Source organism: Pseudomonas sp. St386, assembly GCF_018325865.1.
GTDB lineage: Bacteria > Pseudomonadota > Gammaproteobacteria > Pseudomonadales > Pseudomonadaceae > Aquipseudomonas > Aquipseudomonas brassicacearum.
The window spans coordinates 6,323,618-6,338,566 of record NZ_AP021900.1; the positions used below are offsets into that span (position 1 = coordinate 6,323,618).

The following is a 14,949-nucleotide window of genomic DNA, read 5'->3' on the forward strand; positions in this document are numbered from 1 at the left end:
CGCTCCCACAGGGGTTCTGCGTCGTTCACAAAATCTAATGTGGGAGCGAGCTTGCTCGCGATGACAATCCACCAGACATCCAAGCTTTCCCTGATTCACAGGCAAAAAAATCCCCGATCAAGCCGTGACAGGATCGGGGCAGGTTGCGTTACTGGAGGAGCTGTCGCGCGAGGGTGACCAAACCATCGTGATTCAGCTTGAGGTCAGTGTGCCCAGTCCAGCCCCGTGCAAGTTAGCCGAAAACGACGCCTCCATAGTCATTCATGACATTGCGACCATTTGCCCTTGCCGCCGCTTCGGGTCGCTACCAGAATCGAGACACGACCCCAATCCCTGAACAAGGAAAAGCGTCATGATGTACGCCGATTTGATCGACCAGGAAGACCTGCTGGGCCATCTCAAGGCCCTGGGCCTGCAAATACCCAGTGGCTCCACCGCCGAGCAGGCATGCGAGTGCGCCGTGCGGGGGCTGGACACTGTCCGTGCCAATGAATTGCGGCGGATGGTCAAGGAGATGTACACCAGCAGCGCCACTATCCTGCCGGCGGTGCGCCAGGCGATCGATAAGCAGCTGTTGCCGGCTCTGACGGACTACCAGCAAAACCATAGCGCCTGACAAAACCTGTGGATTTTGTTGACCGGGTACATATCCATTGCTGCGGTAACGGCCACTTAGGGTTCCGCCCTGACGGCGGGTCACTTTCGAAAAGCCGGAATGCCGGCCCAGGCGAAAGTAACCAAAGCGCTTATGCCCCACCACTCGGTGCCTCGCCTAGGCTCGGCATGCCCGAACGCAAGCATTGCTCCGTGGGCCGCCGCAAGGCGGCCTAGTAGCCGACCTGGCTCTCCCCGTCGTACACCCATCAGATCTGTGGGAGCAAAGCTTGCTCGCGAGACGGCCTTACAGCCGGCCTGGCTCCCCGGTCGTACACCCATCAGATCTGTGGGAGCAAAGCTTGCTCGCGAGACGGCCTTACAGCCGGCCTATCTCTCCAGCCATACCCCCCAGCTTGCTCGCGATAAAGGCGCTGCGGTCTTAGAGCCTCACGCTGGCAAACGTCGATTCATTACGCGCCTGGCTCAGCGCCGACAGCGGGCCGGACAATGGCGACAGTACCAGCGCCTGCGGCAGCGGCATCATCGCCACCTGTTGCGTGGTGTTGGAACCGACACGCTCGTCCCGTGGCGGAATGCCGAAGTATTCGCGGTAGCACTTGGAGAAGTGCGGAGTGGAGACGAAGCCGCACACCGAGGCCACTTCGATGATCGACATCGGCGTCTGCTTGAGCAGTTGCCGTGCACGGATCAGCCGCAGCTTGAGGTAATAGCGCGATGGCGAGCAGTGCAGGTATTTCTGGAATAACCGCTCCAGCTGACGCCGGGACACGGCGACGTACACCGCCAGCTCGTCCAGGTCGATCGGCTCTTCGAGGTTGGCCTCCATCAGCGCGACGATTTCCTGCAACTTCGGCTGGTTGGTGCCGAGCATGTGCTTGAGCGGCACACGCTGGTGATCCTGTTCGTTGCGGATACGCTCGTAGACAAACATTTCCGAGATCGCTGCCGACAGTTCACGACCGTGATCGCGGCTGATCAGGTGCAGCATCATGTCCAGCGGCGCGGTGCCACCGGAGCTGGTGAAGCGGTTGCGATCAAGGGTGAACAAACGGGTGCTCATCGACACCCGTGGGAAAGCTTCCTGCATTGCCGCCAGGCATTCCCAGTGCACGCTGCAATCGAAGCCGTCCAGCAGGCCGGCGCAGGCCAGGGCCCAACTGCCGGTACAAACCGCGCCGAGGCGACGGGATTGGCGGGCCTGGCCCTGCAGCCACGACACGTGTTCGCGGGTCACGGTGCGCTGGATGCCGATGCCGCCACAGACGATGACAGTATCCAGGGCCGGCGCCTTGTGCATCGAGGCGTCGGGGGTGATCTGCAAGCCGTCGCTGGCCCAGACCTGGCCGCCATCGACCGTAAGGGTGGTCCAGCGATACAGCTCGCGACCGGACAGTTGGTTGGCCATGCGTAGCGGTTCTACCGCGGACGCCAGGGAAATCAGCGTGAAATTGTCCAGCAGCAAAAAGCCGATGGATTGAGGCGCACGGTTCTGGGGTTGGGCCCCGGAGTTGGACGTCGTCATCGCGGTATCTCCTCACACAAAGCGGGTGATGGCCTCAGGCGGAGGCTCTTTTTATTGGTTATTGCCCTCGTTCTCACAAAGGAGCTGGGCTTTACAGCAATAGAGCAATTGCCATGCCTAAAATTGAATACGCGTTCAATAAATCCTGAAAACGACATCACGACCTGTCTAAATAAGGCGTACATCGAGTACGGGTTATGAGCGCCATCAATGGCGGCAGGCACCTGCCACAGCGGACCGTGAGCAGTTCGGTAGCACTTGTGGGTACTGGGCTGCGCCGCTTGCGCAACGAGTATCACCACAGGTGCGGATGACGGACGGTCGAGCGCGATTCAGTGGCTGGCTCGACAACAGGGGGCTTGTCTGTTTGCGACGCGCTAAAAGGTGGCGCGTTTGCAGATTGGTGTTCATTTTGTGAGCGGTTTTCGCTCTTGTGGATAAAGGGAATCATCTGTGGGAGCAAAGCTTGCTCGCGATGGCGGTATGCCAGTCGACATCCATGTTGAATCTACTGCCGCCATCGCGGGCAAGCCTTGCTCCCACAGAGAATCCCCTTGCTACAGAGGATGCGAGAACGCGATTCAGCACTCCACCGCACTGACCGCCAAACCACCGCGCGAGGTCTCTTTGTATTTGTCATGCATGTCGGCACCGGTATCACGCATGGTGCGGATCACCCGGTCCAGGGAGATGAAATGCTGGCCATCCCCGCGCAGGGCCATTTGGGCGGCGTTGATGGCCTTGACCGCGGCGATCGCATTGCGCTCGATGCACGGCACCTGCACCAGGCCGCCCACTGGGTCGCACGTCAGGCCGAGGTTGTGTTCCAGGCCGATTTCCGCCGCGTTGCACAGTTGCTCCGGCGTGGCCCCGAGAATTTCCGCCAGGCCCGCCGCCGCCATGGCGCAGGCCGATCCTACTTCGCCCTGGCAACCGACTTCGGCGCCAGAAATCGATGCGTTCTTCTTGCACAGGATCCCGACCGCCGCCGCACCGAGGAAATAATCCACGACGTTGGCGTCGGTGACCGCTTCGCTGAACTTCATGAAGTAATGCAGCACCGCCGGAATGATCCCCGCCGCGCCATTGGTCGGCGCCGTGACCATGCGCCCACCGGCGGCGTTCTCTTCATTGACCGCCAGGGCGAACAGGTTGACCCACTCCATGGCGCTGAGGGTCGAGCCGATGACATTGGGTTTGTTCAGCTCTTGCAGGCTGCGATGCAACTTGGCCGCCCGCCGACGAACATTCAAACCGCCCGGCAGGATGCCTTCATGCTTGAGACCCTGCTCGACGCAATCCTGCATGGCCCGCCAGAGCTTCATCAGGCCGCTACGGATCTCGTCTTCCGAACGCCAGACCTTTTCGTTGGCCATCATCAAGTCGGCCACCCGCAGGTTGTGGCTGCGGCACAACTGGAGCAACTCTTCGGCGCTGGAAAAATCGTAAGGCAGTTCGGTGCGATCCAGGTCCACTACACCGCTGGCGGCCTGGGCCTGATCAACGACAAAACCACCGCCGACCGAGTAATAGGTGTCACGGTGCAGCTCGCCGTTGGCGGCCTCGGCCACCAGCGTCATGGCGTTGGGATGGAATGGCAGGTTTTCGTCGATCAGGCGCATGTCCCGGGACCAGATGAACGGCACCGACAGGCGACCGTCCAGCAGCAGGGTCTGGGTGTCGCGCAGTCGCTCGATGCGCACACCAATCTGCGACGGATCGATCGCGTCCGGCCACTCGCCCATCAAGCCCATGATCACCGCGTTATCGCTGCCATGGCCGATGCCTGTGGCTGAAAGCGAACCGTAGAGCTGAACTTCCACCCGCGCTACTTGTTCCAAAAGTCCTCGCTCACGCAAACCTTGCACGAACAAGGCGGCGGCCCGCATCGGGCCCACGGTGTGTGAGCTGGACGGGCCGATACCGATTTTGAACAGGTCGAACACGCTGATTGCCATTGCCGAAAACCTCCAGAACAGGCACATCCGGGCGCAGGAGCGTCCGGTGACGGAGCTGCTACGCTCAACGCCGGGATGGCCGCATCATCCGGTTTTTGCCTTGGGGTCCGACGTCTGACACCGACGCAATCATGCCCAGCAACGCCGCCCCGTCCTAGCCCCGGTTTTGCGCCGTTTTTCTGCGTATCAGGGCCCCGCCAGGGGCGGAAAAAATCTGTAAACGACGTCACCAACACTGGATGCGACCCTCCCTGTACTGGATACGACCCACCCTGTAGGCGTCAGATTTGCACTGGTACATGATCGGTTACGGCTCGTTTGCAAGGCCGCGTGTCAGAGAGTGCCCACGCGCCACCAACCGCAACATCCAATAAGCGCGGTTGTCCTGACCGGACACCGCCGATAAAACACCAGGAGTCCACCCATGAAAGGTTCCACATCGTTGTTGTTGGCCGCCATGCTGAGTCTTCCGATGCTGGCCAACGCTGCTGAACCCCAACAGTGCAGCACCGTCAACTTCTCCGACGTCGGCTGGACCGACATCACCGTGACCACCGCCACCACCAGCGTGGTGCTCGACGCCCTCGGCTACAAGACCAAGACCACCATGATTTCCGTGCCGGTGACCTATAAGTCCCTGGCCGACGGCAAGAACATGGACGTGTTCCTCGGCAACTGGATGCCGACCATGGAAAACGACATCAAGGCCTACCGCGAAGCCGGCACCGTGGAAACCGTGCGCACCAACCTCAAGGGCGCCAAGTACACCCTCGCCGTGCCTCAGGCTTTGTATGACAAAGGCCTGCACGACTTCGCCGACATCCCCAAATTCAAGAAAGAGCTGGACGGCAAGATCTACGGGATCGAACCCGGCAACGACGGCAACCGCCTGATCCAGAGCATGATCGAAAAGAACGCCTTCGGCCTGAAGGACGCGGGCTTCAAAGTCGTCGAGTCGAGTGAAGCCGGCATGCTTTCGCAGGTCGACCGCGCCGCCAAGCGTGGCACCGACGTGGTGTTCCTCGGCTGGGCGCCACACCCGATGAACACCCGCTTCAAGATCCAGTACCTGACCGGCGGCGACGACTTCTTCGGCCCCGACTTCGGTGCCGCAACCGTGGCGACCAACACCCGCAAGGGCTACAGCCAGGAATGCAGCAACGTTGGCCAGCTGTTGAAAAACCTGGAGTTCACCGTCGACATGGAAAGCACGCTGATGGGCAACGTGCTCGACGACAAGATGAAGCCGGAGGCTGCCGCCAAGGCCTGGCTGAAGAAAAACCCACAGGTACTCGATACCTGGTTGGCTGGCGTGACCACCATTGACGGTAAACCTGGCCTGGACGCCGTGAAAGCCAAGCTTGCGCAGTAACTGCTTATGTTATGCCGGGCGGGTTCGCTCGCCCGGGCTGTTTATTCCCTTGCATGCGGACGTTCACTACCATGCTCATTGATCAGAAAATACCCTTAGGCCAGTACATTGCCGGCTTCGTCGAATGGTTGACGCAACACGGCGCCAGCACCTTCGACGCAATCGCACTGTTCCTGGAAACGATGATTCACGGCGTGACGTTTGCGCTGACCTGGTTCAATCCCCTGGCCCTGATCGGCCTCATTGCGCTATTGGCGCACTTCATCCAGCGCAAATGGGGCCTGACCGTATTCGTCATCGCGTCCTTCCTGCTGATCCTCAACCTGGGTTACTGGCAAGAGACCATGGAGACCCTCGCCCAGGTGCTGTTCGCGACCCTGGTTTGCGTACTGATCGGCGTGCCGCTGGGCATTGTTGCCGCGCACAAGCCGATGTTCTACACCCTGATGCGTCCGGTGCTCGATCTGATGCAGACCGTACCGACCTTCGTTTACCTCATTCCTACCCTGACCCTCTTCGGGCTGGGTGTGGTCCCAGGCCTGATCTCCACGGTGGTGTTCGCGATTGCCGCGCCTATCCGCCTGACCTACCTGGGCATCCGCGACGTACCGGACGAACTGATGGACGCCGGCAAGGCCTTCGGCTGCTCCCGACGCCAGCTCCTGTCGCGCATTGAACTGCCCCATGCGATGCCAAGCATCGCGGCCGGTATCACCCAGTGCATCATGCTGTCGTTGTCGATGGTGGTGATCGCCGCACTGGTGGGCGCCGATGGCCTGGGCAAACCCGTGGTCAACGCACTGAACACCGCCGATATCGCCCTGGGCTTCGAAGCCGGCCTGGCGATCGTGCTGCTGGCGATCATGCTCGACCGAATCTGCAAACAACCCGACGCCAAAGTAGGGGGTGACGCATGAGCATAATCCGTTTTGAAGACGTTGACGTGATCTTCTCCAGGGATCCACGCGAAGCCCTCAAGCTGCTCGACCAGGGCATGACCCGCAACGAAATCCTGAAGAAAACCGGGCAAATCGTCGGCGTGGAAAAAGCCAGCCTGGACATCGAGAAAGGCGAAATCTGTGTCTTGATGGGCCTGTCCGGCTCCGGCAAATCCAGCCTGCTGCGCTGCATCAACGGCTTGAACACCGTCAGCCGCGGCAAGCTGTTCGTCGAACACGAAGGCCGGCAGATCGACATCGCCTCCTGCACCCCCGCTGAACTGAAGATGATGCGCACCAAGCGCATCGCCATGGTGTTCCAGAAGTTCGCCCTGATGCCTTGGCTGACGGTGCGCGAGAACATCAGCTTTGGTCTGGAAATGCAGGGCCGTCCTGAGAAAGAACGCCGCAAGCTGGTGGATGAGAAGCTCGAGCTGGTGGGCCTGACCCAATGGCGCAACAAGAAGCCCGACGAATTGTCCGGCGGCATGCAGCAACGGGTCGGCCTGGCCCGCGCCCTGGCGATGGACGCCGACATCCTGCTGATGGACGAACCCTTCTCGGCCCTCGACCCGCTGATCCGCCAGGGTCTGCAGGACGAACTGCTGGAGCTGCAACGCAAGCTGAGCAAGACCATCGTATTCGTCAGCCACGACCTCGACGAAGCCCTGAAGCTGGGCAGCCGTATCGCGATCATGAAAGACGGCCGGATCATCCAGTACAGCAAGCCGGAAGAAATCGTGCTGAACCCGGCGGACGACTACGTGCGCACTTTCGTCGCCCACACCAACCCGCTCAACGTCCTGTGCGGTCGCAGCCTGATGCGCACCCTGGACAACTGCAAGCGCATCAACGGTTCGGTGTGCCTGGACCCGGGCGGCGACTCCTGGCTCGACCTCGCCGAAGGCAACACCATCAAGGGCGCCCGGCAGAACGGCGCGGCACTGGACCTGCAAAACTGGGTACCGGGCCAAGCCGTCGAAGAGCTGGGTCGGCGTCCGACCCTGGTGGACTCCAACATCGGCATGCGCGACGCGTTGCAGATTCGCTACCAGACGGGCAACAAACTGGTGCTCCACGATAACCAGCAAGTCGTCGGGATCCTGGGCGACAGCGAGCTGTACCACGCGCTGCTGGGCAAGAACCTGGGCTGAGCCAACGCCAGCAAAAACGCCGCGAGATGAACGCGGCGTTTTTGTTTGGGTGGTTCTGAACTGCTGACTAGCTTGACCTGGAATGCAAATCTCCTCGCCACAACAGCATTCCAGCGATCAAGCGCATTTGGCCTACATGCCAACCGACGAGTGTTATAAAGACATCCCCAAAAGTCCTCGCCCCGGCAAATAGCGACGACTTGTCATAGAACTTATTTTTTGTTGATTGAACGTTCAATCAAAACAAAATAGACTGGCTTTCGTTCCGGCAGACGACATTCGTGCGCCGGATGGCCTAAGGAGATGTGCTAGATGCCCAAGGTCGGTATGCAACCCATCCGCCGCCAACAACTGATCGAAGCCACGTTGCAAGCGGTCGATCAAGTCGGCATGGGGGACGCCAGCATTGCGCTGATCGCCCGTTTGGCCGGTGTCTCCAACGGCATCATCAGTCACTACTTTCAGGACAAGAATGGCCTGATCGCGGCCACGGCCCAGTACCTGATGACTGTCCTGAGCGAGAACGTCACCGCACGCCGCCAGGCGCTGGAGGACACAAGCCCCGGGCTCACCTCAAGGTGATCATCGAAGGCAACTTCGACGCCAGCCAGGTCAATGGTCCGGCAATGAAAACCTGGCTGGCCTTCTGGGCCACCAGCATGCACCACCCGTCTTTGCACAGGTTGCAGCGGATCAACGATCACCGTCTGTATTCCAACCTGTGTAGCCAGTTCCGCCGCGTGTTGCCCGTCGATCAGGCGCGCAGCGCAGCAAGGGGCCTGGCCGCGCTGATTGACGGTTTGTGGCTGCGCGGAGCGCTGTCGGGAGACGCGTTCGATACCGCCCAGGCGCACCAGATCGCTTACGAATACATGGATTTCCAACTGGCCAAAGCAGGGGCACCAGAGCACACAGAACCGCTCGACTCCTGAACCGCCGCCGAACCGCGTAGTCAGCTATAAACGACACGCCCGGTGGTCAGCCAACCACTTATGCACTTGCGAGGACTTTATGGCCCGTTTCGAACTGCAAAAACTCTACATCGATGGCGCGTACAGCGATGCCAGCGGCGACGCCACTTTCGAAGCCATCAACCCTGCCAACGGTGAAGTCCTTGCCCAAGTGCAGCGTGCGACGTTCGAGGACGTCGAGCGCGCCGTGGTCAGCGCCGAAAAGGGCCAGAAAGTCTGGGCCGCCATGACCGCCATGCAGCGTTCGCGCATCCTGCGTCGCGCCGTCGACATCCTGCGCGAGCGCAACGATGAGTTGGCCGCCCTGGAAACCCTGGACACCGGCAAGGCCTACTCCGAAACCCGCTACGTCGACATCGTCACTGGCGCCGACGTGCTGGAATACTACGCCGGCCTGGTGCCTGCCATCGAAGGCGAGCAGGTTCCGCTGCGCACCACTTCATTCGTCTATACCCGTCGCGAGCCCCTGGGCGTAGTGGCCGGTATCGGCGCGTGGAACTACCCGATCCAGATCGCCCTGTGGAAATCCGCCCCGGCCCTGGCAGCCGGTAACGCGATGATCTTCAAACCGAGCGAAGTCACCTCGCTGACCACCCTGAAACTGGCCGAGATCTACACCGAAGCCGGCGTTCCAGCAGGTGTGTTCAACGTCCTGACCGGCAGCGGCCGTGAAGTCGGCACCTGGCTGACCGAGCACCCGCGCATCGAAAAAATCTCCTTCACCGGCGGCACCGACACCGGCAAGAAAGTCATGGCCAGCGCCTCGAGCTCTTCGCTCAAGGACGTGACCATGGAACTGGGCGGCAAGTCGCCGCTGATCATCTTCGACGACGCCGACCTGGATCGCGCCGCCGACACCGCGATGATGGCCAACTTTTACAGCTCCGGTCAGGTCTGCACCAACGGCACCCGCGTGTTCGTGCCGAGCCACCTCAAGGCCGCCTTCGAAGCCAAGATCGCCGAGCGCGTGGCACGCATCCGCATCGGTAATCCTGAGGACGAAAATACCAACTTCGGCCCACTGGTGAGCTTCGCCCACATGGAAAGCGTGCTGGGCTACATCGAGAAAGGCAAAGCCGAAGGCGCTCGCCTGCTGTGCGGCGGCAGTCGCCTGACCGACGGCGAATTGGCCAAGGGCGCGTTCGTCGCCCCGACCGTGTTCACCGATTGCACCGACGAGATGACCATTGTGCGTGAAGAAATCTTCGGCCCGGTGATGAGCATCCTCACCTATGACACCGAAGAAGAAGTGATCCGCCGCGCCAACGACACCGACTTCGGCCTGGCCGCTGGCGTCGTCACTCGCGACCTGAACCGCGCCCACCGTGTGATCCACCAGCTCGAAGCCGGTATCTGCTGGATCAACGCCTGGGGTGAGTCGGCCGCTGAAATGCCGGTCGGTGGCTACAAGCAATCGGGCGTGGGCCGGGAGAACGGCATCAGCTCGCTGAACAACTTCACACGCATCAAATCGGTACAGGTCGAGTTGGGCGATTACACGTCGGTGTTCTGATCTGGCATTGCTTCGCCGGCCAGGCCGCCATCGCGAGCAAGCTCGCTCCCACATTGGGATGAGATCTCCTGTGGGAGCGAGCTTGCTCGCGATCGAGTGCAAAGCACTCGCCAACCCTGAACCCAATTCCAGAAGAGGGTGCATTTCATGTCCCAAACATTCGATTACATCATCATCGGTGCCGGTTCGGCCGGTAACACCCTGGCTACCCGCCTGACCGAAGACGAAGGCGTCACCGTCCTGCTGCTCGAAGCCGGCGGCCCGGACTATCGCTTGGACTTCCGCACGCAAATGCCCGCCGCCCTGGCGTTCCCGCTGCAAGGCCGGCGCTACAACTGGGCCTACGAGACCGACCCGGAGCCACACATGGATGGCCGCCGCATGGAATGCGGTCGCGGCAAGGGCCTGGGCGGTTCTTCGCTGATCAACGGCATGTGCTACATCCGCGGCAACGCCCTGGACTATGACAACTGGGCCAAGCTGCCGGGCCTGGAAGACTGGACCTACCTCGATTGCCTGCCGTATTTCCGTAAAGCCGAAACCCGCGACATCGGCCCGAACGACTACCACGGAGGCGACGGCCCGGTCAGCGTGACCACACCCAAGGCCGGCAACAACCCGCTGTTCCACGCCATGGTCGAAGCCGGCGTACAGGCCGGTTACCCGCGTACCGAAGACCTCAATGGCTACCAGCAGGAAGGTTTCGGCCCGATGGACCGTACCGTCACGCCCAATGGCCGCCGGGCCAGTACCGCACGCGGTTACCTGGACATCGCCAAGAAGCGCTCGACCCTGACCATCGTCACTCACGCCCTGACCGACAAGATCATCTTCGAAGGCAAACGCGCGGTCGGCGTACGTTACCTGGTGGGCGCCGCCGAAGAGCGCGTCGAAGCCCGGGCGCGCAAGGAAGTGCTGCTGTGCTCCGGCGCCATCGCCTCGCCGCAGATCCTCCAGCGTTCCGGTGTCGGCCCAGCCAAGCTGCTGGAAAGCCTCGACATCCCGGTGGTTCACGATCTGCCAGGCGTCGGTGAAAACCTGCAGGATCACTTGGAGCTGTACCTGCAATACGCCTGCACCCAACCGGTTTCCCTGTATCCGTCGCTGCTCTGGTACAACCAGCCGGCCATCGGTGCCGAGTGGCTGTTCAACGGCACCGGGATTGGCGCCAGCAACCAGTTCGAGGCTGGCGGTTTCATCCGCACCCGTCCGGAATTCGATTGGCCGAACATCCAGTATCACTTCCTGCCGGTGGCGATTAACTACAACGGCAGCAACGGGGTGAAGGAACACGGTTTCCAGGCGCACATGGGTTCCATGCGCTCGCCAAGCCGCGGCCGGATCCAGGCCAAGTCCAAGGACCCACGCCAGTACCCGAGCATCCTGTTCAACTACATGGCGACCGAGCAGGACTGGCAGGAATTTCGCGATGGCATCCGCCTGACCCGCGAGATCATGCAGCAGCCGGCGCTCGATCCGTTCCGTGGCCGCGAGATCAGCCCGGGCATCGAGGTGCAGACGGACGAGCAGTTGGACCAGTTCATTCGCGAGCATGCCGAAACCGCGTTCCACCCGTCCTGCTCGTGCAAGATGGGCACCGACGACATGGCGGTGGTGGACGGCGAAGGCCGCGTGCATGGCATGCAAGGGTTGCGCGTGGTGGATGCCTCGATCATGCCGATCATCACCACCGGCAACCTGAACGCGCCGACGATCATGATCGCAGAGAAAATCGCCGACAAGATCCGCGGCCGCAAGCCTCTGCCACGCAGCACCGCACCGTACTTCGTGGCCGGCGATGCGCCGGTGCGTGGCAGGCCAATGCGTGAAGTGGGGCCTACCGCCCAGTAAGGCGCTGCACCGCAATCGCGAGCAAGCTCACCCCCACAGGGGATTGGCGGTGGACGCAGATTTTGTGCCCACCAAAGTTCCACTGTGGGAGCGAGCCTGCTCGCGATTGCGTCCACCCTGACACCCCAAATGCCTATCTGCCTTGATCCCTCCCCCGCCCAGGCCTAATCTAGAGCCGCCGCGTCAACGCGCCGCACCTCGCTGCACCGCCACTCCAGACAAGGAGGTTCCATGTTCGACTTCCACCCCCAGCTCAAGCAGCGTTTTGCTGCCTTGCGCACGGGCGCTGAATTCTTTTCCCTGCGTTACGTGCGCGAGTCCGGCCAGCACCTGTCGGTGCGCAAGAATGTCGCCGAACCGCCCAGTCTGGGCCGTGATGAAGGGGCGATGCTCACCGTGCGGGTCAACGGGGTCGAGGCGTATGCCGCTACCAACGACCTGTCCCAGGCCGGCCTGCAAGCGGCACTGGAACGCGCCGAGAAACATGCTCGCGGGCTCAAGCCCCATGCCCTGCTGGACCTGCGTGAGCAAGCGGTGTCCAGCGACCGCGCCGATTACTTCTCGCCGAATTTCGACCAGGCCTTCCCGCCACTGAGCGATTGTTACCAATTGCTCGGCGACGAGTCAGCCGCAGTGCCTCAGGACGAGCGCCTGGTGAACTGGCAAGCCAGCATCGGCCTGACCCAGGTCGAGCAGATCTACCTCAACAGTGCCGGCGCTGAACTGCGCCAGGCCCAACGCTTCATCTACCCGGCCCTGGAAGTCACCGCCTTCGACGGCAACGACAGCCAGACCCGCACCCTGGGCCGGGAAAACTTCGGCCAGCAAGGCGGCTTCGATGTGATCAGCCGCAGCGGCCTGATCGGCGCCGGGCTGAAAATCGCCGACCAGGCCCTGCAATTGCTGCTGGCACCGAACACCCCGCAAGGCCCCCGCGACCTGCTGCTGATGCCCGACCAGATGATGTTGCAGATCCACGAATCCATCGGTCACCCGCTGGAACTGGACCGCATCCTCGGGGACGAACGCAATTACGCCGGCACCAGCTTCGTCAAGGCCAGCGATTTCGGCCACCTGCAATACGGCTCCAGCCTGTTGAACGTGACCTTCGACCCGAACATTCCCGAGGAGCTGGCGAGCTACAGCCATGACGATGACGGCAGCGCCGCCAGCAAGCAGTTCCTGATTCGTGAAGGCCTGTTGCTGCGTCCACTGGGCGGCGCGCTGTCACAGTTCCGGGCTGGCCTGGACGGTGTCGCCAACAGCCGCGCCTGCGGCTGGAATCGTCCGCCCATCGACCGCATGGCGAACCTGAACATCGAACCCGGCGACCAGACGCTGGAACAACTGATCCAGGGCACCGAGCGCGGCGTGCTGATGCGCACCAACCGCTCCTGGTCCATCGACGACGCCCGCAACAAATTCCAGTTCGGCTGCGAGTGGGGCCAGTTGATCGAGAACGGCGAGCTCAAGGGCGTGGTGAAGAACCCCAATTACCGCGGCATTTCCGCACAATTCTGGAAGAGCCTGCGCGCCGTGGGCGATGCCAGTACCTCCCGGGTCCTGGGCACGCCGAACTGTGGCAAGGGCGAACCGAACCAGGTCATCCGTGTCGGCCATGCGTCGCCGGCCTGTGTGTTCAGCAACGTTGATGTGTTTGGAGGGGATGCCTGATATGAGCACCGTCAATAATCAGGCCGAGGCATTCAAGGTATTGGTCGACTGGCTGCGCGATGCCCTGCATGAGCAGGAACAGTTCACCTTGGGTTACGCCGCCGAGTCCTCGGCCTTCGTGCGTTTCAACCACGCCAAGGTGCGTCAGGCCGGGCAGGTGCAGCAGGCCAATGTCAGTTTCAAATTGATCGACGACGGGCGTCACGCCGACTTGCAGATCACCTTGTCCGGCGACACCGAGACCGATCTGCAACGCCTGTCCGATGGCCTGCAACAACTGCGCGAAACCTTGCCGCTGCTGCCCCGCGATCCATACCTGTTGCTCAACCACAACCACTGGCAGAGCCATAACGTGCAGGACCATCCGCTGCCGGACACCGAGCAGGTCGTGGCGCAAATCACCCGCGCCGCCGAAGGCCTGGACCTGGTGGGGTTCTATGCAGCCGGGCCCATCAGCCGCGGTTTCGCCAGTTCGTCGGGAGCGTTCGGCTGGCATCAGGCCAACAGCTTCAACTTCGATTTCAGCCTGTTCCATGAAAACGGCCAGGCGGTAAAAGCCAGCTATGCCGGGCATGCGTGGAGCAGCGAAGGGTTTGCCCGGCGCTTCGAGCAGGCCCGCGAGCAGCTGGCATTTCTCGGCCTGCCGCTGCGCACGTTGCCGCCCGGCGAATACCGCGCCTACCTGGCACCGGCCGCCCTGGAAGAGATCATGGGCATGCTCAGTTGGGGCGGGTTCTCGGCCCGGGCGATTGCCAGCAAGCAGAGCCCGTTACAGAAGTTCTACGCCAACGAAGCAAGCTTGAGCCCCAACGTGTGGCTGAGCGAGCAGGTCAGCGGTTCCTTGAGCCCGGCGTTTTCCGACGAAGGTTATCCCCGCGATGACCTGGGGCTGATCGCCAAGGGCACGGCCAATGCGCAGTTGGTCAACTCCCGCAGCGCCGCCGAATACGGCCTCACCGCCAACGGCGCCAGCAGCTACGAATACCCCACGGCGCTGGACATGCAGGGCGGGCAACTGGAGCACAAATACATCCTCGAACAACTTGGCACCGGGCTATACATCAGCAACCTCTGGTACCTGAACTACTCGGACCAACCGGCCGCCCGCCTGACCGGCATGACCCGCTTCGCCACGTTCTGGGTCGAGAACGGCCAGATCGTAGCGCCGGTCAGTACCATGCGCTTCGACGACAGCGTCTACAGCCTGCTCGGCTCGCAACTCGAAGGCTTGACCCGAGAGCGGGAACTGCTGCTCTCGGCCAGCACCTACAGCCAGCGGGCCACGGCCTCGATGTTGCTGCCGGGGGCGCTGGTCAAGCGGTTGACCTTGACGCTGTAAAAAAGCATCGCAGGCAAGCCTTGCTCCCACAGGATGTAC

10 protein-coding genes and 1 pseudogene are annotated in these 14,949 nt (G+C 61.7%); 9 read left to right on the forward strand and 2 right to left on the reverse strand.

The window, feature by feature from the left end:
* Positions 1 to 352 precede the first annotated feature (352 nt).
* A complete protein-coding gene (locus KI235_RS28065) occupies positions 353 to 616 on the forward strand; it encodes a hypothetical protein (protein ID WP_003206350.1) in 264 nt (87 codons plus the stop codon).
* Between the two features lie 420 nt (positions 617 to 1,036).
* On the opposite strand, the gene KI235_RS28070 is transcribed toward KI235_RS28065, so the two are convergent.
* Together KI235_RS28070 and KI235_RS28075 are read right to left on the reverse strand one after the other, a co-directional pair.
* Positions 1,037 to 2,140, reverse strand: coding sequence for a GlxA family transcriptional regulator (locus tag KI235_RS28070; RefSeq protein WP_013694424.1), 1,104 nt, complete (start codon positions 2,138 to 2,140; stop codon positions 1,037 to 1,039).
* Between the two features lie 581 nt (positions 2,141 to 2,721).
* Positions 2,722 to 4,098, reverse strand: a complete 1,377-nt coding sequence (locus tag KI235_RS28075) for an L-serine ammonia-lyase (protein ID WP_028237464.1) — start codon at positions 4,096 to 4,098, stop codon at positions 2,722 to 2,724.
* Between the two features lie 424 nt (positions 4,099 to 4,522).
* Between KI235_RS28075 and KI235_RS28080 the strand changes: the two genes are divergently transcribed.
* From KI235_RS28080 to KI235_RS28115, 8 genes and pseudogenes are all read left to right on the forward strand, one after another.
* Positions 4,523 to 5,470, forward strand: a complete 948-nt coding sequence (locus tag KI235_RS28080; RefSeq protein WP_003206353.1) for a choline ABC transporter substrate-binding protein — start codon at positions 4,523 to 4,525, stop codon at positions 5,468 to 5,470.
* Positions 5,471 to 5,541: 71 nt separating this feature from the next.
* Positions 5,542 to 6,387, forward strand: a complete 846-nt coding sequence (choW, locus tag KI235_RS28085) for a choline ABC transporter permease subunit (RefSeq protein ID WP_003206355.1) — start codon at positions 5,542 to 5,544, stop codon at positions 6,385 to 6,387.
* Positions 6,384 to 7,562 (forward strand): choline ABC transporter ATP-binding protein, encoded by a 1,179-nt coding sequence (gene choV, locus KI235_RS28090; RefSeq protein ID WP_003206357.1) that lies wholly within the window; start codon positions 6,384 to 6,386, stop codon positions 7,560 to 7,562. Before choW ends, choV begins: the two co-directional genes overlap by 4 nt.
* A gap of 312 nt (positions 7,563 to 7,874) precedes the next feature.
* Positions 7,875 to 8,494: pseudogene (betI, locus tag KI235_RS28095) on the forward strand (transcriptional regulator BetI).
* 79 nt (positions 8,495 to 8,573) lie between these two features.
* Positions 8,574 to 10,046 carry a betaine-aldehyde dehydrogenase gene (gene betB, locus KI235_RS28100; protein WP_003206360.1) on the forward strand — a complete coding sequence of 491 codons (1,473 nt, stop codon included), beginning with the start codon at positions 8,574 to 8,576 and terminating at the stop codon, positions 10,044 to 10,046.
* 147 nt (positions 10,047 to 10,193) lie between these two features.
* Positions 10,194 to 11,897 (forward strand): choline dehydrogenase, encoded by a 1,704-nt coding sequence (betA, locus tag KI235_RS28105; protein ID WP_027912932.1) that lies wholly within the window; start codon positions 10,194 to 10,196, stop codon positions 11,895 to 11,897.
* 231 nt (positions 11,898 to 12,128) lie between these two features.
* Positions 12,129 to 13,571 carry a TldD/PmbA family protein gene (locus KI235_RS28110; protein ID WP_003206365.1) on the forward strand — a complete coding sequence of 481 codons (1,443 nt, stop codon included), beginning with the start codon at positions 12,129 to 12,131 and terminating at the stop codon, positions 13,569 to 13,571.
* Between the two features lies 1 nt (position 13,572).
* Positions 13,573 to 14,910, forward strand: coding sequence for a TldD/PmbA family protein (locus KI235_RS28115; RefSeq protein ID WP_003206366.1), 1,338 nt, complete (start codon positions 13,573 to 13,575; stop codon positions 14,908 to 14,910).
* Positions 14,911 to 14,949: the final 39 nt, after the last annotated feature.